15 protein-coding genes are annotated in these 18972 nt (G+C 61.4%); 14 read left to right on the forward strand and 1 reads right to left on the reverse strand.

Annotated features, from left to right (window positions below; all coding sequences use genetic code 11):
* Nucleotides 1-144 precede the first annotated feature (144 nt).
* From mdaB to ACY4LX_RS05180, 9 genes are all read left to right on the forward strand, one after another.
* Nucleotides 145-735 carry an NADPH:quinone oxidoreductase MdaB gene (gene mdaB, locus ACY4LX_RS05140; RefSeq protein WP_149657696.1) on the forward strand — a complete coding sequence of 197 codons (591 nt, stop codon included), beginning with the start codon at nucleotides 145-147 and terminating at the stop codon, nucleotides 733-735.
* Nucleotides 736-833: 98 nt separating this feature from the next.
* A complete protein-coding gene (locus ACY4LX_RS05145; RefSeq protein WP_463259348.1) occupies nucleotides 834-1745 on the forward strand; it encodes a LysR substrate-binding domain-containing protein in 912 nt (303 codons plus the stop codon).
* A 103-nt stretch (nucleotides 1746-1848) separates the two neighbouring features.
* Nucleotides 1849-2742 (forward strand): NAD-dependent epimerase/dehydratase family protein, encoded by an 894-nt coding sequence (locus ACY4LX_RS05150; RefSeq protein WP_463259349.1) that lies wholly within the window; start codon nucleotides 1849-1851, stop codon nucleotides 2740-2742.
* Nucleotides 2743-3261: 519 nt separating this feature from the next.
* Nucleotides 3262-4983 carry a carbamoyltransferase family protein gene (locus ACY4LX_RS05155; protein WP_463259350.1) on the forward strand — a complete coding sequence of 574 codons (1722 nt, stop codon included), beginning with the start codon at nucleotides 3262-3264 and terminating at the stop codon, nucleotides 4981-4983.
* 61 nt (nucleotides 4984-5044) lie between these two features.
* Nucleotides 5045-6220 carry an MFS transporter gene (locus ACY4LX_RS05160; protein WP_463259351.1) on the forward strand — a complete coding sequence of 392 codons (1176 nt, stop codon included), beginning with the start codon at nucleotides 5045-5047 and terminating at the stop codon, nucleotides 6218-6220.
* Nucleotide 6221: 1 nt separating this feature from the next.
* The gene (locus ACY4LX_RS05165; protein ID WP_463259352.1) at nucleotides 6222-6896 is read left to right on the forward strand and encodes an HAD family hydrolase; all 675 of its coding nucleotides are present in this window, start codon (nucleotides 6222-6224) and stop codon (nucleotides 6894-6896) included.
* Entirely contained in the window at nucleotides 6893-7531 is a 639-nt protein-coding gene (locus tag ACY4LX_RS05170) for a YdcF family protein (protein WP_463259353.1), read from the forward strand. Before ACY4LX_RS05165 ends, ACY4LX_RS05170 begins: the two co-directional genes overlap by 4 nt.
* Nucleotides 7532-7546: 15 nt before the next feature.
* Nucleotides 7547-9004: a D-aminoacylase gene (locus tag ACY4LX_RS05175; RefSeq protein WP_463259354.1), complete on the forward strand. Its 1458-nt coding sequence runs from the start codon at nucleotides 7547-7549 to the stop codon at nucleotides 9002-9004.
* 117 nt (nucleotides 9005-9121) lie between these two features.
* Entirely contained in the window at nucleotides 9122-9490 is a 369-nt protein-coding gene (locus tag ACY4LX_RS05180) for a glyoxalase superfamily protein (protein WP_149657688.1), read from the forward strand.
* Between the two features lie 3 nt (nucleotides 9491-9493).
* On the opposite strand, the gene gliR is transcribed toward ACY4LX_RS05180, so the two are convergent.
* Complete coding sequence (gene gliR / locus ACY4LX_RS05185; RefSeq protein WP_463259355.1) at nucleotides 9494-10522, reverse strand: AraC family transcriptional regulator GliR; 1029 nt, start codon at nucleotides 10520-10522, stop codon at nucleotides 9494-9496.
* Between the two features lie 209 nt (nucleotides 10523-10731).
* Between gliR and ACY4LX_RS05190 the strand changes: the two genes are divergently transcribed.
* The 5 genes from ACY4LX_RS05190 (at nucleotide 10732) to ACY4LX_RS05210 (ending at nucleotide 18959) form a co-directional block, all read left to right on the forward strand.
* The gene (locus ACY4LX_RS05190) at nucleotides 10732-12327 is read left to right on the forward strand and encodes an FAD-binding oxidoreductase (protein ID WP_149657686.1); all 1596 of its coding nucleotides are present in this window, start codon (nucleotides 10732-10734) and stop codon (nucleotides 12325-12327) included.
* Between the two features lie 5 nt (nucleotides 12328-12332).
* Nucleotides 12333-13937 (forward strand): glycerol-3-phosphate dehydrogenase/oxidase, encoded by a 1605-nt coding sequence (locus tag ACY4LX_RS05195; RefSeq protein WP_463259356.1) that lies wholly within the window; start codon nucleotides 12333-12335, stop codon nucleotides 13935-13937.
* A 10-nt stretch (nucleotides 13938-13947) separates the two neighbouring features.
* A complete protein-coding gene (locus ACY4LX_RS05200; RefSeq protein WP_463259357.1) occupies nucleotides 13948-15516 on the forward strand; it encodes an FGGY-family carbohydrate kinase in 1569 nt (522 codons plus the stop codon).
* Nucleotides 15517-15654: 138 nt separating this feature from the next.
* On the forward strand, nucleotides 15655-16944 hold the full coding sequence (locus ACY4LX_RS05205; protein ID WP_463259358.1) for a phospholipase: 1290 nt from the start codon (nucleotides 15655-15657) through the stop codon (nucleotides 16942-16944).
* A gap of 59 nt (nucleotides 16945-17003) precedes the next feature.
* Nucleotides 17004-18959, forward strand: a complete 1956-nt coding sequence (locus ACY4LX_RS05210; RefSeq protein ID WP_463259359.1) for a DUF1302 domain-containing protein — start codon at nucleotides 17004-17006, stop codon at nucleotides 18957-18959.
* Nucleotides 18960-18972 lie beyond the last annotated feature (13 nt).

Genomic DNA, 18972 nt, shown 5'->3' on the forward strand with positions numbered 1-18972 from the left:
TAAGAATCGGCGAAAGTCTATGGCAACAATCGCCTATCGATTCGTGCGTTTTGGTCAAATGAATTTTGTGAATTCGTGGCTTATTCCGCGCGAGGCGCATCGCTACTCTGCCGCCATCGAATTCCCAACCTTCTGAGATCCTTCATGAAAAAAGTCCTCTTGCTCAACGGCGGCAAAAAGTTCGCCCACTCCGATGGCCGCTACAACACCACCCTGCATGACACCGCGCTCAGCGTGCTGGATCGTGGGGGCCTGGACGTGAAGACCACGTTCATCGACGAGGGCTATGACCTCGCCGAAGAAGTCGCCAAGTTTGTCTGGGCCGACGTGATCATTTACCAGATGCCAGGCTGGTGGATGGGCGCGCCGTGGACCGTGAAGAAGTACATCGACGAAGTCTTCACCGAAGGTCACGGCAGCCTCTACGCCAGCGACGGCCGCACCCGTTCCGATGCGTCGCAAAAGTACGGCAGTGGTGGTTTGTTGCAGGGCAAGCAATACATGTTGTCCCTGACCTGGAACGCGCCGCAGCAAGCCTTTGACGATCCGACCGACTTCTTCGAAGCCAAAGGCGTGGACGCGGTGTACTTCCCGTTCCACAAGGCCAACACCTTCCTCGGCATGACCGGTTTGCCGACTTTCCTGTGCGTGGACGTGATGAAACGCCCGGACATTGAAGGTGATGTGAAGCGCTATGAGCAGCATTTGACTGAGGTGTTTGGGCTCAAGGCCTGACAGTCAGCTACTATCGACAGTCGGAATCTGTGACCAGAGCCACAGTGAACCCTTCATCTCCAGGGATTTGCCGCAGCAATATCGATAAGAGGAATTCAGTGAAAGCCAGATCCGATGAATTGCAGATTTTCGTCTGCGTGATTGAATGCGGGTCGATTTCCGCTGCGGCCGAGCAAGTCGGGCAAACGCCGTCGGCGGTCAGCCGCACGTTGTCGCGCCTGGAAGCCAAGCTCGATACCACGCTGATCAACCGCACCACCCGGCGCATGGACCTGACCGAGGAAGGCAAGTATTTCTTCGAACACGCCAAGCGGATCCTCGATCAGATGGACGAACTCGAAGAACGCCTCAACTCCCGCCAGCAAACCCCGTCCGGACGCCTTCGCATCAATGCCGCATCACCGTTCATGCTGCACGCCATCGTGCCGTACATCGATGAGTTCCGCGGTCTCTACCCTGACATCCAGCTCGAACTCAACAGCAACGACCTGATCATTGACCTGCTGGAACAAAGCACCGACATCGCCATCCGTATCGGCACCCTGGCCGACTCGACCTTGCATGCGCGCTCCCTGGGTTGCAGCCCGCTGCACATCGTCGCCAGCCCGGCTTACCTTGAGCAACACGGCACACCCACTGCCGTCGCCGACCTCAACGATCACACGCTGATCGGCTTCACCCAGAACGAAGGCCTCAACCAATGGCCGTTGCGTCATGTGCACGGTGATCGCTGGCCGATCAACGCGGCGATCAACGCTTCCAGCGGCGAGACGGTGCGGCACTTGGCGCTGGAAAACCAGGGCATCGCCTGCCTGTCGGATTTCATGACCCACGACGACATCCGCGCCGGACGCCTGAAAGAGGTGTTGTCGGCATTCAACAGCGGTTATCGCCAACCGATCAACGCGGTGTACTACCGCAACTCGCAACTGGCCCTGCGCATCCAGTGCTTCCTGGACTTCATCCAGGGCAAATTGGCGGTGTACGCGAATTCCGATTTCAAAGGCTGATTCGTGATCCCTGCGCAAGAGTGAATTGGGCCACCGGGGATTTTTCGACAGGGATCGGTCGTTGATACTCGTTGCATCACTTATTCACGCAGGGAGTTTCTCCATGAACGTATTCGTTACCGGCGCTGCCGGTTTTATCGGCGGTTCCATCGCCACGGGTCTGGTCCAGGCCGGCCATCACGTCACCGGTCTGGTGCGCAGCGCCGAACAAGCCAATGAACTGACCGCTCTGGGCATCACGCCGGTGATCGGCACCCTCGATGACAGCGCATTGCTGGCCGAGCAGGCCCGCGCCGCCGACGCCGTGATCAACGCCGCCAGCAGCGACCATCGCGCCGCTGTAGAAGCCTTGCTCGATGCGTTGCGCGGTTCCAACAAAGTGTTCCTGCACACCAGCGGTTCGAGCATCGTCGGCGATGCGTCGGGCGGTAAATCCAGCGACGTCATCTACTACGAAGACAACCTGCCGGCACCCACCGTCGACAAAGCTGCCCGAGTGGCCATCGACGACCTGATCCTCGCCGCCGCGAAGGACGGGGTGAACTCGGCCGTCATCTGCAACACCCTGATCTACGGCCACAGCCTGGGCGTCAAGCGCGACAGCGTGCAGTTGCCGCGCCTGCTCAAACAGGCCCGTAAAAGCGGTGTGGTGCGCCACGTCGGCACTGGCCAGAACATCTGGTCCAACGTGCACATCGAAGACGTCGTCGCCCTGTACCTGCTGGCGCTGACCAAAAACGTCCCGGGCACGTTCTACTTTGTCGAAAGCGGCGAGTCGTCGTTTATCGACATGACCACCGCCATGGCCAAGGCCCTGAACCTCGGCGCGCCGCAAGACTGGCCGCTAAAAGACGCCGAAGCCGAGTGGGGTTATGAAATGGCCAACTATGGCCTGGGTTCGAACAGCCGGGTGCGCGGCAAACATGCCCGTGAACAGCTGGGCTGGGCGCCGAAACGAACGTCGGTGACCGAGTGGATCCTGCACGAAATGGTCTGAGGCAAATGCCGACTGATCCTGTCTGAAGTTACAAGCAATGGCCTGCCGACGAGCAAAATGCTCTTCGGCGGGCCTTTTTTATGCCGGGTGAATCTAACTGTTTATTTTGCCCGCTGAAGTCCCCGGAAACAGGGGAGGTCAGTGTGGTATTTAATTTTTAGTGGAGGGTGCAAGAGATTCTTCGCAAGTTTGCTACTAGGCTGTTGCCTGCACCGACATAGCCAACTCTGATGGCAAGAATAAGAAGTATCGACATCCACTTGTTACCCCGGCATGAAGCCGGGCACACAGGTAAATGCCCGTGGACTTTTTTTGCAAAAGGACTTTGCGATGGCAATACACACTCTTGATGTCTTCCCGTAAGGCATATCTCAGGCGAGCCGTTTGACTCCGCCACTTCACCTTTTATGACGTTCGGCGATAGACGCCGCAAATTCGCTCATAAACCCAGGCTAGAGCGCTGCGCTTATCAAGCGTAGGCACAGTCATCACTGGAATTGGCAAGAACAAGGAGCAGTTATGATCATTTTAGGCATTACTAATAATGATTTGTCGGGTGCCTGCCTGGTACGTGATGGTCAGATTCTTTCAGCGGTCAGCGAAGAGCGCTTTACTCGTATAAAAGATCACAAGATCTGGCCGGAACAGTCCATTGAGTTTGTACTGAGCCAAGCGGGGTTATCACTCGAAGATGTCAATTATGTTGCGTATGGATGGAATGCCGGTTTCAGTGCCGATAAACACCTTGAGTTGTACTTTGATCGCATCGTTGAAGAAGTCCGGAATAATCCGCAAGGGCTGACACAATTCCGACAACGTATAACGGATGAAGTCAAAAACGATAAAGAGAAACGAACCGAGTTTGAAGCATTCATTACGGCCAATGAGTTGACCGGCAAGGCTTATTACATTGACCACCATGAATGCCATGCCCTCGGCGCCTATGTCTGCTCACCGTTTGACGAGGCATTGACCCTGACCTGCGACGGCCGCGGTGATTTCCAGTCCTTGACCGTGACCTGGTACAGCCCCACCGAAACCACGGTGTTGCAGCGCGAAACCAGCGTCGACAGCTTGGGTTATTTCTACGGTCGGATCACCCACTTGCTCGGTTACAAACCCAATCGACATGAAGGCAAAGTCACTGGCCTGGCCGCGTTTGGCGATCCACAAAAGCTGCTCGGGGTGATGCAGCAAATGATCCGTTTCGAAGACGGGCGCATCAAGGCCTGCTGCGGTGATCTGTTCCTGCCGTCCTACCACCACTACAGCGAACCGCTGGAAACCCTCTTCGCCCGGCAAACCCCCGAAGACATCGCCGCTGCCGTGCAACGCCACACCGAAGACCTGCTGGTGGCGACGGTCACGCATCACCTGGCGCAACGGGGCAGCACCAACCTGTGCCTGGCTGGCGGCGTGTTTGGCAACGTAAAACTCAATCAGCGCCTGCGCGAGATTCCAGGGGTGAAAAACGTCTACGTGTTGCCGTGCATGGGCGATGGTGGCCTGGCCTTGGCGGCGGCGGTCGGGGCGGCGTACCTGGAAAACGGCACCCGTTTCAAGAACCCGGCGATGGCCCTCGGGCCGCAAGCGCGCAGCGTGTCGCAGAACATCAACCTGATCACACGTGACTACCCCGAACTCGGTTACCACACGCCGTCGAACATCATCGACGTCCTGACCGAGGCGCTGCTGGAGAATCAGGTGCTGGGCATGTTCAAGGGCAAGATGGAATTCGGCCCGCGTTCGCTGTGCAACCGCAGCATCGTCTATCACGCCCAGGATGCCGAGGTGAACGACTGGCTCAACAAGCGCATGCACCGCACCGAGTTCATGCCGTTCGGCCCGGTCACGGCCATTGAGCAGGCCGCCGCGTGCTACGTCGGCTGGGATGAGGATCAGGTCGCGGCAGACACCATGACCATGACCTACGATTGTCACCCGCAGTTTCGCGAGGCCAGCCCGGCGGTGGTGCACATCGACGGCACCGCGCGGCCGCAGGTCATCCGCCCGCAAGGCGACCCATTCATGCATCGCCTGTTGAACGCCTGGCACGACAAGACCGGCCAGGCAGCGTTGATCAACACCTCGTTCAACCGGCATGAAGAGCCGATCGTCTGTTCGTCCCAGGACGCGCTGGATGCGTTGAAAGAAGGCATGGTCGATCTGGTGGTGATGGGTGAATCGCTGATCGTCTGGCGCAAGGGCAAGAACAGCTTCACCCAACAACGCTTCGAATAAGGGATCGTTTTCAGGGCTCCCGTGGAGCCCTGCTTTGGAGCATTGAGCGTATGGTTGACGAATGTATTTGATCTTTTTCGGGTTCTTTGCGGCCGAGGGGATTATTTATCCGTTCTGGCCGACCTGGCTGGATTCGCTGGGGTTCAGCGCCAGCCAGATCGGCCTGCTGATAGCAGCGGCTTATTGGCCCCAGGTGTTTACCGGGGTGTTTATCACGTACGTGGCCGACTGGCGCGTGGACCAACTGCGTCTCGCCGCTTTTCTCGGGTTCTCGGCGTCATTCTGTACGTTGCTGTTCTACTTCATGCCGGCGCACCTGTGGATCTTCGTGTGCCTGAGCGTGCTGTTTGGCGGACTGTGGATGGTGGTGTTGCCATTGTCCGAGTCCTATCTGCTCAAGCGTGACAAACAGGCGTTGCAGAACTACGGCTGGGTGCGGGCGGTGGGCTCGTCGGCGTTTATCCTGACCTCGACCCTCGGCGGTTTGTTGTTCGCGCACTCCAGCCAATCCTGGGTGCCGATCGTGATTGCGGCGAGCATGTTGTTCACCGCGCTGGCCTGTCTGCGCTTGAAGCGCCAAGTGTCCCGGGCACATTTGCAGCCGGTCAGCCGCACGATTAAACGACCGGACTGGAAGGCGCTGTTTGCGCACAAAAGTCTGTTGATCGCGATTGCCGCCGCCAGTTTTATTCAGCTGAGCCACACCCTGTACTTTTCCACGGCGTCGATTGGCTGGGGCGTGAAGGGCTACTCTTCGGCCTATATCGGCGCGTTCTGGTCGGTGGCGGTGTTGGCGGAAATCACTTACTTCGCGCTCTCCAATAAGGTCCTGTCGTTCTGTTCGCCCTTGTCCATCGTGATCTTTTCCAGCGTCTGTGCAGCGTTGCGCTGGGCGGTGTTTTCCAACAGTGATGCGGTGTCGGTGATTCTGCTGGGGCAGTGCCTGCATGCCCTGAGTTTTGCCGCGTACCACTCGGCGATCATGCGGTTTATTCGCGACCATGCGCCGCAAGACATTCAGGTCTTTACTCAGGGCGTCTATTACTCCCTGGCGGTGGCGCTGCCCATGGGCCTGGCCACGCCTTTTGCCGGGTACTTGTACGAAACGCAGCCGCAGTGGTCCTACTACGTAATGGCGCTGTTTGCCCTGATCGGCACAGTGCTGGCGTTTATTGCTCATCAGAAGATGCGAAGTTCAACCCATGACACAACGAACGTTTACAGCCGTCTGCTTTGATATGGATGGCGTGCTAATCCAGTCCCGCGACGTCATCGAATTCGCCTGGACCAGCGTCGCCCGGCGCTACGGCGTGGCCGTGGATCAGGCCTTTATCACCGAGCACATTCACGGCCGCCCGGGCGGTCATACGATGCAGGCGCTGTTCGGTCAGTTTGACGAGCCGCAGCGCGTGGCGATCAAGCAGCAAGTCGATGCGGTCGAGCAGGTCTCGACTTGTGCGCTGGTGCCGGGGGTGGCCGCGTTTATCGCGCAACTCAAGGCGAGCGCGGTGCCCATGGCGCTGGTCACCAGCAGTTGGCGAGCGCGGGTCGAACATGTCCTGCAGCAACATAATCTGACATCGGTGTTCGACAGCATCATTTGCCGCGACGACGTGCGCAGTGGCAAACCGGCGCCGGATGCCTATCGACTGGCGGCGGCGCAACTGGAGCGCCAGAGCGATGAATGCCTGGTGTTCGAAGACTCGGTCAGCGGCGTGCAGTCGGCGATCAGCAGCGGCGCGCTGTGTGTCGGCATCGGCGAAGACCTGACGTTGACCGATCACGGCGCGGCGCGGGTGTATGCGGATTTCACCGCGCTGCCGGTCTCGCTGACCGATCTGGGGCCTCACGTCTTTGGCAATAGCGGTCTGTTCATCAGTGGGCGGGTTGCCCAGAGGTTCGCCCGCTCATGACGCCGACCCTGCAACACGCCACCGTCCTGTGGGACTTCCTCGGGGCAGGGCGCCAGCACCAGGCTTGCGAGCTGATCGTCGTCTGTGGCTCCTACGATTTGCGGGTCTGCGATTACGCCTGCGAACTGCTGAAAAACGGCGTCGCCCCGCACCTGCTGTTCACCGGCAATACCGGTAACTGGACGAAGCATTTGTGGGAACGCACCGAAGCCGATATTTTTGCGCAACGAGCCCTGGCGCTGGGGGTGACGGCGGATCAATTCACCCTGGAACCGCGCGCCACCAACTTTGCCGAGAACATCGCGTTTGCCAAGGCGCTGTTCCCACAGGTGCATCGAGCGACGTTCCTGACCAAACCGAACTCCATCCGCCGTGTGGCCTTGACCTTGCCCGTGCAGTGGCCCGAACTGGAGGCGTGTGTGGATGCGCCGTCGTTCGCTTTTCCGGGAGGGATCAGCAACCTGATCGGGGTCCTGGGATTGATCGACGAGATGGTCGGGGATGTGCACCGCATCATGGTTTACCCTGCGCAGGGCTTCCAGGCGGAACAGGTGATTCCCGACGAGGTTCAGGTCGCCTGGCGCTACCTGGTGGAGCAAGGGTTCGATCACCATTTGATCAAGGGCAGGCGCTGAGGCCTGGAGACTGACATGTTGTACGACACACTGATTCGCAACGCCCTGGTCATCGACGGCAGCAACGCGCCCGGTTATTCCGCTGACGTGGCCATTTTGAACGGCCGCATCGCGTTTATCGGCGACCTGCACGACGCTCGCGCCACGGATGAAATTGACGCCGCCGGCCGGGTGCTCGCGCCGGGTTTTATCGACGTGCACACCCACGATGACACCGTGGTCATCCGCCAACCGCAAATGCTGCCCAAACTCAGCCAGGGTGTAACCACCGTGATTGTCGGCAACTGCGGGATCAGTGCCTCGCCGGTCAGTCTGCGCGGCGATCCACCGGACCCGATGAACCTGCTCGGCACCCGTGCGGCGTTTGTGTATCCGAGGTTCAGCGATTACCGCGCCGCCGTCGAAGCGGCGAACACCACGTTGAATGTGGCGGCGCTGGTCGGCCATACCGCGTTGCGCAGCAATCACCTCGACGATCTGTTTCGCACGGCCACCGCCGACGAAATCGCCGCAATGCGCGAGCAACTGCGCACAAGTCTGGAGGCCGGCGCGCTCGGGTTATCCACAGGGCTGGCCTATGCCAGTGCGTTCTCGGCGTCCACTGATGAAGTGATGCAACTGACCGAAGAGCTGAGCGCTTTCGGCGCGGTCTACACCACCCATTTGCGCAGCGAATTCGAACCGGTGCTGGAGGCCATGGACGAAGCCTTCCAGATCGGCCGTCATGCCAACGCCCCGGTGATCGTTTCCCACCTCAAGTGTGCCGGCGTCGGCAACTGGGGCCGCAGTCCGCAGTTGTTGGCGTCCCTTGAACACGCGGCGAAAACCCACCCGGTGGGCTGTGATTGTTATCCCTATGCGGCGAGTTCCTCGACCCTGGACCTCAAGCAAGTCACCGATGCCCATCGCATCACCATCACGTGGTCCACGCCCCATCCTGAAGTGAGTGGCCGCGACTTGATCGACATCGCTGCCGAATGGAGCATGCCGCTGCTCGACGCCGCCCGGCGCCTGCAACCGGCCGGTGCGGTGTATTACGGGATGGACGAGGCGGACGTGCGGCGGATCCTCGCGCATCCGTTGTCGATGGTCGGCTCCGACGGGTTGCCGGAAGACCCGTTTCCCCATCCGCGTTTGTGGGGCGCGTTCCCGCGGGTGCTCGGGCATTTCAGTCGTGATGTCGGGCTGTTTGCGCTGCACACCGCCGTGCACAAGATGACCGGGTTGTCGGCGGCGCGCTTTGGCTTGAAAGAGCGCGGTGAAATTCGTGAAGGGCATTGGGCGGATCTGGTGTTGTTTGATCCGTTGACCGTTCGCGACGTGGCGGATTTCCATGACCCGCAGCGGGCGGCGGAAGGGATTGATGGGGTGTGGGTCAATGGTGTGTTGAGTTACATCGATGGCCAGGCGAACGGCAAAAGGGAGGGGCGGTTTCTGGCGCGGGAAGGGGATTTGCGCGACGGGTTCCGGTAAACATTCCGAGAGCTGCATCACAGTGGTGGCACTCTGCAATTAAAGAAAGCCATCGCCAAGCCGAAGCGCTGACATCCAGCCCAGCTACACTGGGCCTTTCCAACCAGGGAGCAACCCATGAGCTTCGGCAAAACCACCCCGATCCTGCGGATTTTCGATGAAGCCAAGGCAGTGGCGTTCTACGTCGACTTCCTGGGCTTCAACATCGATTGGCAGCATCGCTTCGAAGCCAATTTCCCGTTGTACCTGCAAGTCTCCCGGGGCGAATGCGTGCTGCACCTGTCCGAACACCATGGCGACGCCACGCCGGGTTCGGCATTGCGCATCGAGACCGATGAACTGGAAGCCTTCCAGCAACAACTGAGCGCCAAGGATTACACCTACGCCAAACCGCAGATCCAGGCCACGCCATGGGGCAGTCAGGACCTGACCGTGATCGACCCGTTCGGCAATCGGTTGGTGTTTACCAATGCGATTTGTGTCTGAGTTTCAGCCTTCGTCCGGCGCGCGGTGGGTCTGGCGAAACTCGCCGGGCGGCATCCCGCGCCGGCTCTTGAACGTACGGTGAAACGAGCGCGGTTCGGTGAAACCCAGGTACTGGGCGATGTCCTGGATCGGCAAGGTGCTGTTGAGCAAATAATGCTCGGCCAGCTCCTGGCGCAGGTCATCGAGAATCTGCTGGTACGACGTGCCCGCCTGATGCAACTGGCGTTGCAGGGTGCGCACCGACACGGCGCATTGCTCGGCCACCTGCTCTTTGCGCGGCAGCCCTTCCTTGAGCAACTGGCGCAGGATGCTTTTGACCCGCTGCTCCAGTGACGCGTCCTCCAGCGTGGCCATGAGTCCCAGGGCATGTTCTTCCAGGGTGCGCAGCAATTGTGGATCGGCCTGGCGCAACGGCAACTGCAAATACGGCAACGGCACAATCAGGGCCGAATAGGGCTGGTCGAACAACACCGGGCAGTCGAAGAACTGTTCGTACTGCGCTTGCGTCGTGTCGGCCGGTCGTGGATGTTCGAGCCAGACGGCGGCCGGTGACAGTTGGGTATCGGCGATCCAGCGCGCGTATTGCAGCCAGGAACCGAGCACGTTTTCCACCAGATGCCGGCGGATGCGCGGCCGTTGATGACGGCAGGTCCAGATCAAGTGCACATGACTGTCCCGCACCTCGGCGCGGCTGACCCCCATGTCCCCCACCAGCTTCTCGAACGGCATGATGCGGCTCATGGCATCGCCCAGGGTCGCGCAGTTCATGGTGATGTAACCCAGCACGCTCCAGGAGTTGGGCAACACAAAACGCGCGGCGTTGAGGCCGAACAACGGATCGCCCGAATGTTCGCAGAAATAATCGAGCAACCGTTCATGCACTTCGCCCGGCAAGCGCAGGCTGTTGTCGCTCAACTGCTGCGCCTGCAACCCGGCCGCCGCCAACGCCGGCTCGATGGCCACGCCCAGTTGTTCGGCATGGCGCACGTATTTGAGCAGCGGAGGGACCGAAGTGAAGCCCAGGGATTGCATGATCGTAGTCCTTTGATCAAAGCCCGCGTGCGCGGATCAATGCGCTGAAAGGTAAGTTGAAACCACAGCTAAAGTAAATGGCTGAGGTTTACGCGACGTTTGACTCAATTGGCTACTCGAACTGGCCGGATGCGACCGTGACACTTTTCGGCAGCTGACTAGTATGGGCTCCTGAAATATCACTATCAGAACCGCAAAAGGACACACGCATGCGACGCTGGAACGGCTGGGGAGATGCAACCACGGTGGTCGAACTGCCGGCCCAGGGCGCGGGATTTCTCAATGAGCGGCTCGGTGTCGGTCGAACGTTGCCCGATGCAACGCTCGAGACGGCATTGGCCCGCGTGCCGGCCTCACGGTTGGCGGAACATCCCTTGTACAGCGTGACGGCGCAGGATCGTCTGCTGCATGCGCGGGGTCAGAGCCTGCCGGACTGGCTGGCGCTGCGCGAAGGAGCGCCGGGGCTTTATCCCGACGCCGTGGCCTTCCCCGAAAGCGCCGAGCAGATTCGTCAATTACTGGCGCTGGCCCAGGCGCAGGACCTGTGCCTGATTCCCTATGGCGGCGGCACCTCGGTGGCAGGGCACATCAATCCGCCGCGTTCCACACGGCCGGTGGTGACGGTGTCCCTGGCGCGGATGAATCGCCTGACGGACCTCGACGAACAGAGCCTGCTGGCAACCTTCGGCCCCGGCGCGACGGGGCCGCAAGTGGAAAGTCAGTTGCGCGCCCGGGGTTACACGTTGGGACATTTCCCGCAGTCGTGGGAACTGTCGACCCTGGGCGGTTGGGTCGCCAGCCGCTCCAGTGGCCAGCAATCATTGCGCTATGGGCGCATCGAGCAGTTGTTCGCCGGCGGCACCCTGGAAACCTTTGCCGGTCCTCTGGAAATTGCCACGTTCCCGGCCTCGGCCGCCGGTCCCGATCTGCGCGAAGTGGTACTGGGCAGTGAAGGCCGTTTCGGGATCATTTCCGAGGTCAAGGTGCGGGTCAGTGCGCTGCCGGCCGATGAGCGTTTCTATGGGGTGTTCCTGCCCGACTGGCCGCAGGCGTTGCGAGCCATCCGTCAGTTGGCCCAGGCCCGCGTGCCGCTGTCGATGCTGCGCTTGTCCAACGCGGTGGAAACCGAAACCCAGTTGGCGCTGGCCGGTCATCCACAGCAGATCGCCTGGCTGGAAAAGTACCTGGCCCTGCGCGGCGCCGGTGCGGGCAAGTGCCTGCTGACGTTCGGCGTGACCGGCAATCGCCGGCAAAATGCGCTGTCCCTGAGCCAGGCCCGGCAGCACCTGAAAGCCTTCGGCGGCGTGTTCACCGGCACCTTGCTTGGCAAGAAATGGTCGCAGAACCGTTTCCGTTTTCCCTACCTGCGCGAGAACCTGTGGAACGCCGGTTACGTGGTCGACACCCTGGAAACCGCCACCGACTGGAGCAACGTCGACAACCTGCTCGGCCGGGTCGAAAACAGCCTGCGCGACGCCTTGGCCGCTGAAGGCGAGCAGGTGCATGTGTTCACGCACCTGTCCCATGTCTATGGCGAAGGGTCGAGCATCTACACCACTTACGTGTTCCGTCCGGCAGCGGACTACGCCGCCACCCTGGCGCGCTGGCAGGCGCTCAAGCAGGCCGCGAGCCAGACCATCGTCGACCACCACGGCACCATCAGTCACCAGCATGGCGTGGGCAAGGACCATGCGCCGTACCTGCTGCGGGAGAAGGGCGCACTGGCGATGGACACCTTGCAGGCGCTGAGTCGGCATTTCGATCCGGCCGGGCGCCTGAACCCCGGCACGCTGTTGCAGGAGTGACGGCCATGAGCCTCGACTGGAACGCGGCGTGGCGCCAACAGGTGCTGTCAACGCTGGCGGATGAAACCTGGGACCTGATCGTCATCGGCGGCGGTATCAGCGGCGCCGGCATCCTGCGCGAAGCCGCACGGCGTGGCTGGCGTTGCCTGTTGCTGGAGCAGCGGGATTTCGCCTGGGGCACGTCCAGCCGTTCCTCGAAAATGGTCCATGGTGGTTTGCGTTACATCGCCAAGGGCCAGTGGCGCCTGACCCGCGATTCGGTCCGCGAACGCCAGCGCCTGCTCGACGAAGCGCCGGGGCTGGTGGAACCGATGAGTTTCCTGATGCCGCATTACCGTGGCGGCTTTCCCGGCCCACGGGTATTGGGCGGTTTGTTGAGTGTTTATGACGCACTGGCCGGGCGGCGCAGTCATCACTTCCATGATCCGCAGCAGCTGGGTTATCTCGCGCCAGGCGTGAAGCAAAAAGACCTGCTGGGCGGCACCTGTTTTGTCGATGCCCTGACCGATGACGCGCGCCTGGTGATGCGGGTTTTGGGCGAGGCCCGGGCCGACGGCGCCGTGGTCATCAACGGCATGCGCGTGCAGCAATTGCTGCGTGAAGAGGGGCGGGTGTGCGGGGTTGAGGTCGAGGACGGCGAGGGCGGTGCATCGCTGCGATTGCGCTGTGCGGTGTTGGCCGTGGCCACCGGCGCCTGGGCTGAACGCTTGCGGCCATCCGACGCTCCGCGTCAGTTGCGCCCGTTGCGCGGCAGTCATGTGTTGCTGCCGGGCTGGCGCCTGCCCGTGGCGCAGGCCTTCACCTTCCTGCATGAGCGCGACCGTCGACCGGTGTTTGTTTTCCCTTGGGAAGGCGCCACGGTGGTCGGCACCACGGACCTCGATCATCAGGACGATCTGGACCAGAGCGCGAGCATCAGCGCCGAGGAACTCGACTATCTGCTGGCCGCCTGCGCTCAACAGTTTCCCGATGCCGGCGTGGTCGCCGCCGATGTGTTGTCGACCTGGTCGGGCGTGCGCCCGGTGGTCGGCAGTGCGGCGGGTGAGCACCAGGGCAAACCGTCGAGTGAAACCCGCGAGCATGTGCTGTGGCTGGAGCCCGGCTGCGTGACCCTGGCCGGTGGCAAGCTGACGACCTTTCGCCCGCAGGCCATCGAAGTGCTCAAGGCCTGCGCGACGATGCTCGGGCGCGCCTTCAGTGATGACAGCGGCCCGGTGTTTGCCGCCGTGCCGCCGCTGCCGATTGCCGGGCTCAGTGGCAGTCAATGGCGGCGCCTGGCCGGACGCCATGGCCGTGACCTGCCGAGGCTGGCGCACCTGATCGCCGAACTGGGCCATGCCTGCGTCGGCGCCACGGACACCTTGTGGGCGGAACTGGCCTTTGCCTGCGACACGGAAATGGTCCTGCACCTGGATGACCTGTTGCTGCGGCGCACCCGTCTGGGGTTGTTACTGCCAAGTGGCGGCGAGGATTACTTTGCCGCCATTCGCCGACTCTGCCAGCCGCGACTGGGCTGGGACGATGAACATTGGCAGCAGGAACAACAGCGTTACCAAGCGTTGTGGCAACGTCATCATGGTTTGCCGGATGCCTCGCAAAATGCCCATTGAAGAGAGCTCCATGGATAACCACCCGAACAAGCGTTACCTGCTGGCGATCGACAATGGCACCCAGAGCGTGCGCGCGCTGCTCTTCGACTTGCAGGGCAATCTGCTGGGCAAAGGCAAGGTCGAGTTGCAGGCCTATTACTCGACACAACCTGGCTGGGCCGAGCAGGACCCGGACTATTACTGGGCAAAACTGGGGGAGGCCTGCCAGCAGTTATGGCAGCAAACCGGCATCGACCGCGCGCAGATTGCCGGCGTGTCCCTGACCACCCAGCGCGGCACCGTGATCAACGTCGATGCCCAGGGCAAAGCGCTACGCCCGGCGATCCTGTGGCTCGATCAACGTCAGGCCGAAGTCGAAGGCCGGCTGAAGGGACCGTGGGGCTGGCTGTTCAAACTGGTCGGCGCGCAAGCCACCGTGGATTATTTTCGTGCGCAAGCCGAGGCTAATTGGATCGCGCGCCATCAGCCTGACGTGTGGGCGGCGACCGACAAGTTTTTGCTGCTGTCGGGGTTTCTCACTCATCGCTTGTGCGGGCGTTTTGTCGACTCGGTGGGTTGTTGCGTCGGCTACCTGCCGTTCGACTTCAAGCGTCTGCGCTGGGCCGCTCCCCGCGACTGGAAATGGCAGGCGCTGGCGGTGCGTCCCGAGCAACTGCCCACGCTGCACAAACCCGGTGAAACCCTGGGCCACATCAGCGCCGAAGCCAGCCGCCACACCGGTATACCCGAGGGCTTGCCGCTGATTGCCGCCGGTGCCGACAAGGCCTGCGAAGTGGTGGGTTCCGGCGTGGTCGATGCGGACACGGTGTGCCTGTCCTACGGCACCACGGCGACGATCACCAGCACCCGCTCGCGCTACCTGGAAATTGTCCCGTTGATCCCGCCTTACCCGTCGGCGGTGCCGGATCAGTACAACTGCGAGGTGATGATTTATCGCGGCTATTGGATGGTCAGCTGGTTCAAGAACGAGTTCGGCCTGCGAGAAATGCAGCAGGCCAAAGCGCAAGGCATTGAGCCCGAGCAATTGTTCGACGCGCTGGTCAACGCCGTACCGCCGGGCTCCATGGGCCTGATGCTGCAACCCTACTGGTCGCCCGGCATTCGCGAACCGGGGGTGGAAGCCAAAGGCGCGATGATCGGCTTCGGCGACGTGCATACCCGCGCGCATATTTACCGGGCGATCCTCGAAGGTCTGGCGTATGCCCTGCGCCAGGGTTTGCAGAGCATCGAACAACGTTCGAAGGTCTCGATCAAGCGCTTGCGCGTCGCCGGCGGTGGTTCCCAGAGCGATGCCGCGATGCAGCTCACGGCGGACATTTTCGGCCTGCCGGCCGAGCGTCCGCACGTGTACGAAGCGTCCGGTCTGGGCGCGGCCATTTGCTGCGCGGTGGGGCTTGGCTTGTACGCGGATTTCCCCACGGCGATGGCGGCCATGACCCGGGTCGGCGCGGTCTTCATGCCGCAACCCGAGGCGCAGCAGGTCTATGAACGACTGTACAAGGAGGTCTACCTGCACATGTACCGCCAGCTCAAGCCGCTGTACCAAAGCATTCGCAACATCACCGGGTACCCGGCCTGACGTGTGTTTTGCACCCGGCGTAGACCGTGGGTGAACGTGGCGCTATCGGAGAACTTTTCTGGTGAGATTGGACAGTGTCAGCGGCGGGGTCGGTTGTTAGGCTCACCCCCACTGCATATCCAATAAGAACTAAAAGCAATGAAGCTGACATTCCTCCTGCTGCTGTTGTGTGGAACGGTCCCGACAGCCTGGGGCTGGTCCAACCATACGGTGGGCAGCTACCTGGCCTTGCAGGATCTGCCGGTTTTGCGCGACGCCTCCCTGGTCGACGTCGAACCGCTGGAGCCGTTCCTCGCGCAGCAATACGACGCCGTGCGCGCCTTGCTGGATGAGCAGGAAACCTACGCCCGTCAGCACTTCGCCCAGTACCCGCCGCGCCCCGACAACCTGCAACTGCCCGCCCTGCCGGGGGACAATCTGCGCCACGATTTCCTCACCGCGTTACGCATCAATCCCCTGATTCATCTGGCCATGGTCATCCAGCCGCTACCGGGCAAGGATTTGCCCGAGCGTGAACACCTCAAGGCCGAGCAGGTGATGGTCGAACAAACCCTCTCGCCGTGGAATCGCCAGCGCTTTATCCGTGTGGTCGATGGCGAACAAGTCGCGCCCCTGGCCGTGCTCGCCAGCGCCGCCGATGAACCCGATTACGGCCACGACATCAACCTGTTCAGCGACAACCCAGGCGAGGTCGGCGCGGTGTACGGCTTCGGTCCGCAGCCGTTCGGCGATGCGCGGTTTCAGTACAGCTCCCAGGCGCCGTTCCACATGGGCTTCTTCCATGAAAGCGCGGTGGTGTATGCCGCGGCCGGGTTTCTCCAGCGCAGTTGGCCGGACTGGCGCGCTTACCAGTACATGGGCCTGGCGCGACTGGCGTTTGCCAGTGGTCATCCTTACTGGGGCTATCGTTTTCTCGGCTGGGGCCTGCACCACATCCAGGACCTGACCCAGCCTTATCACGCCAAACCGCTGCCCGGCGTCGAGCTGTCGAGCCTGCTGCTGCTCGAAGGCAAGGCACTGGCCGGGTATGAGGCCGACAAACACGCGGCCATCGAACGGGTCGCCACCCGGCACATGGAAGTGGAGAAATATCAGTCGACCTGGCTGCGTCGCCTGCTGCGCGCCGGCCAGCCACATCCGATGCTCCAGGCGTACGCCGACTTTGCCCAAGACGCCCGTTACCCGCCGTACTCGGTGGATGACCTGCGCGACGTTGTAAGTGTCGAATCCGCCGACGCATCCGCCGCCTTCGATGAAGCGATCGGCCGATGGCTGGAGACGGCGCCGATCACCAGCGATTTCAGCGCCGGCAATCAGGTGCAGCACGAAGACTACGACCATCCGGCGTTGAACCAGCAGCTGTTCAAGTTGCTGGGGCATTTCGGCGCGCACAGCCGGATTTATGTCAGTGCGGGCCTGGCGCCCTAGCCATTGCGACAACGTTGACCGGACACAAAAACAAAAAAACAGACAAGGAGGAACAGACCATGAGGATTCGATTGCGCCTGTCTGGCGCGGCGCTACCCGGCGTCGGCCTGGCCGGGCTGCTGCAACTGTGCGTGGTCGACGGGGTGCAGGCCGTGGAGTTCAGCGTGCTGGACAAACAGGTCACCGGCTCGTTCGACAGTACCTTGTCCTATGGCCGCTTGTGGCGGGTTCAGGGCCGGGACAAGAGCAATGATGACGTCAACACCAACGACGGCAATCGCAACTTCGACACCGGGCTGGTTTCCGAGGTGTACAAAATCACCTCGGAGCTTGAAGCCAACTATCAGAACTACGGGCTGTTCATGCGCGGCACCGCGTTCTATGACACCCAGTTGATGGACAAACGCAACGATTACTACCGCAACAACAGCCCGTCGCAACCGAGCCAGAGTTACCCGCAGGACGACCGTTTTACCGACCAGACCCGCGACATCGCCGGCAGCCGGATCGAGATGCTCGACGCCTATGTCCACGGGAGCTGGGACGTGGCCCAGATGCCGGTCACGGCCCGCCTCGGGCGTCAGGTGTTCAACTGGGGCGAGGGGATTTTCTACCGTGGCGGGATCAACACCACCAACCCGGTGGACGCCGCCAAGTACCGTTTGCCCGGCGCCGAGGTCAAGGAAGTACTGGTGCCGGTGGAAGCGCTCAGCTTCAACATCGGCCTGACCGACACGTTGACCATGGAAAGTTTCTACCAGACGAACTGGAAGGAAACCCGCATCGATCCGGTCGGCACGTTCTACTCGCAAACCGACCTGTTCGCCGACGGGGGCAACACCGCCTACAACGACTTCACCGGCACCGCGCTGGACACCCCGGTGCCCGGCTTCGGCAACGTGATCGATCTGTACAGCGCGCTGGGCAACAACCCGCTGCTCAAACAGGCCCTCGGCAGCACCGGCCTGTACGCCAACGGCGTGACCCCGGCCTTCGGCAACACCCTCAAAGTGGCCTCGGTCGGCAAGGATTACAACGCGCGCAACGACGGCCAGTTCGGCTTCGCCTTTCGATACATTGCCGAAGCACTCAACAGCACCGAGTTCGGGCTGTACATGGTCAATTACCACGCCAAGGAGCCGACCGTTTCCGCCGATCTCGGGGGTTACAAGGGCATCGACATGAACGCCCTGACCAACCTGTTGGCTGGTGTCGCCGGCAGCCAGGCGGGGCAACTGGCCAATGGTTTGGCGACCGCGGATGTGCTGGGTAATATTCAGGCGCACCGGCGCTACGCCGAAGACATCCGCATGTACGGCTTCAGCTTCAACACCACCCTGGGCCAGGCGTCGGTGTTCGGTGAAGTCGCCTATCGGCCGAACCTGCCCATCGGCGTCGCCGCCACCAACGACTTGATCGGCGACCTGGCCAACGGCGCTGCCGCTGCGGCGGCCGGCAAGACCATCAACATCGGCGGGCAGAGCGTCACCCTCGACAGCCAGATCAACAACGGCGAGCGGGTGGAAGCGTTCAACACGTCCCTGGGCAGCATCTACAACTTTGGCCCGAGCCTGTCGTTCGACTCGATGTTCGGCGTGTTCGAACTGGCGTCCGAGCACCTGCGCGGCAGCAGCCTGCATTACACCGCGTATGACGGCAGCACCCGTTATTACGCCGGCACCGGTAACTATTCCTATGTGTCCGGCGGCGAACGCAGCGACCAGGTCGACCGCAATTCCTACAGCTACACCGCGATGTTCAATGGCACCTGGAACGACGTGTATGCCGGGGTCAACGTCTCGCCCTACGTCGTCTACAAGGACGACTTCAAGGGCAACAGCTACCAGGCCGGCAACACCATCGAGGGGCGCAAGGCCTACACCCTGGGGGTCAAGGCCAATTACCAGAACAAGCTGGAGGCCGAGCTGCAATACACCAATTTCTACGGCGGCGGGCAGGACAACGGCCTTCGCGATCGGGACAACGTCGGCTTCAACCTCAAGTACTTCTTGTGAGTGCCCCTAACCG

The organism is Pseudomonas sp. Emmai (assembly GCF_055179735.1).

Bases quoted from the DNA above. Each gene is read 5' to 3' on its own strand.
- mdaB (WP_149657696.1), top strand. From the start codon at position 145: ATGAAAAAAGTCCTCTTGCTCAACGGCGGCAAAAAGTTCGCCCACTCC.
- ACY4LX_RS05150 (WP_463259349.1), top strand. From the start codon at position 1,849: ATGAACGTATTCGTTACCGGCGCTGCCGGTTTTATCGGCGGTTCCATC.
- ACY4LX_RS05155 (WP_463259350.1), top strand. From the start codon at position 3,262: ATGATCATTTTAGGCATTACTAATAATGATTTGTCGGGTGCCTGCCTG.
- ACY4LX_RS05160 (WP_463259351.1), top strand. From the start codon at position 5,045: ATGTATTTGATCTTTTTCGGGTTCTTTGCGGCCGAGGGGATTATTTAT.
- ACY4LX_RS05165 (WP_463259352.1), top strand. From the start codon at position 6,222: ATGGATGGCGTGCTAATCCAGTCCCGCGACGTCATCGAATTCGCCTGG.
- ACY4LX_RS05170 (WP_463259353.1), top strand. From the start codon at position 6,893: ATGACGCCGACCCTGCAACACGCCACCGTCCTGTGGGACTTCCTCGGG.
- ACY4LX_RS05175 (WP_463259354.1), top strand. From the start codon at position 7,547: ATGTTGTACGACACACTGATTCGCAACGCCCTGGTCATCGACGGCAGC.
- ACY4LX_RS05180 (WP_149657688.1), top strand. From the start codon at position 9,122: ATGAGCTTCGGCAAAACCACCCCGATCCTGCGGATTTTCGATGAAGCC.
- gliR (WP_463259355.1), bottom strand. From the start codon at position 10,522: ATGCAATCCCTGGGCTTCACTTCGGTCCCTCCGCTGCTCAAATACGTG.
- ACY4LX_RS05190 (WP_149657686.1), top strand. From the start codon at position 10,732: ATGCGACGCTGGAACGGCTGGGGAGATGCAACCACGGTGGTCGAACTG.
- ACY4LX_RS05195 (WP_463259356.1), top strand. From the start codon at position 12,333: ATGAGCCTCGACTGGAACGCGGCGTGGCGCCAACAGGTGCTGTCAACG.
- ACY4LX_RS05200 (WP_463259357.1), top strand. From the start codon at position 13,948: ATGGATAACCACCCGAACAAGCGTTACCTGCTGGCGATCGACAATGGC.
- ACY4LX_RS05205 (WP_463259358.1), top strand. From the start codon at position 15,655: ATGAAGCTGACATTCCTCCTGCTGCTGTTGTGTGGAACGGTCCCGACA.
- ACY4LX_RS05210 (WP_463259359.1), top strand. From the start codon at position 17,004: ATGAGGATTCGATTGCGCCTGTCTGGCGCGGCGCTACCCGGCGTCGGC.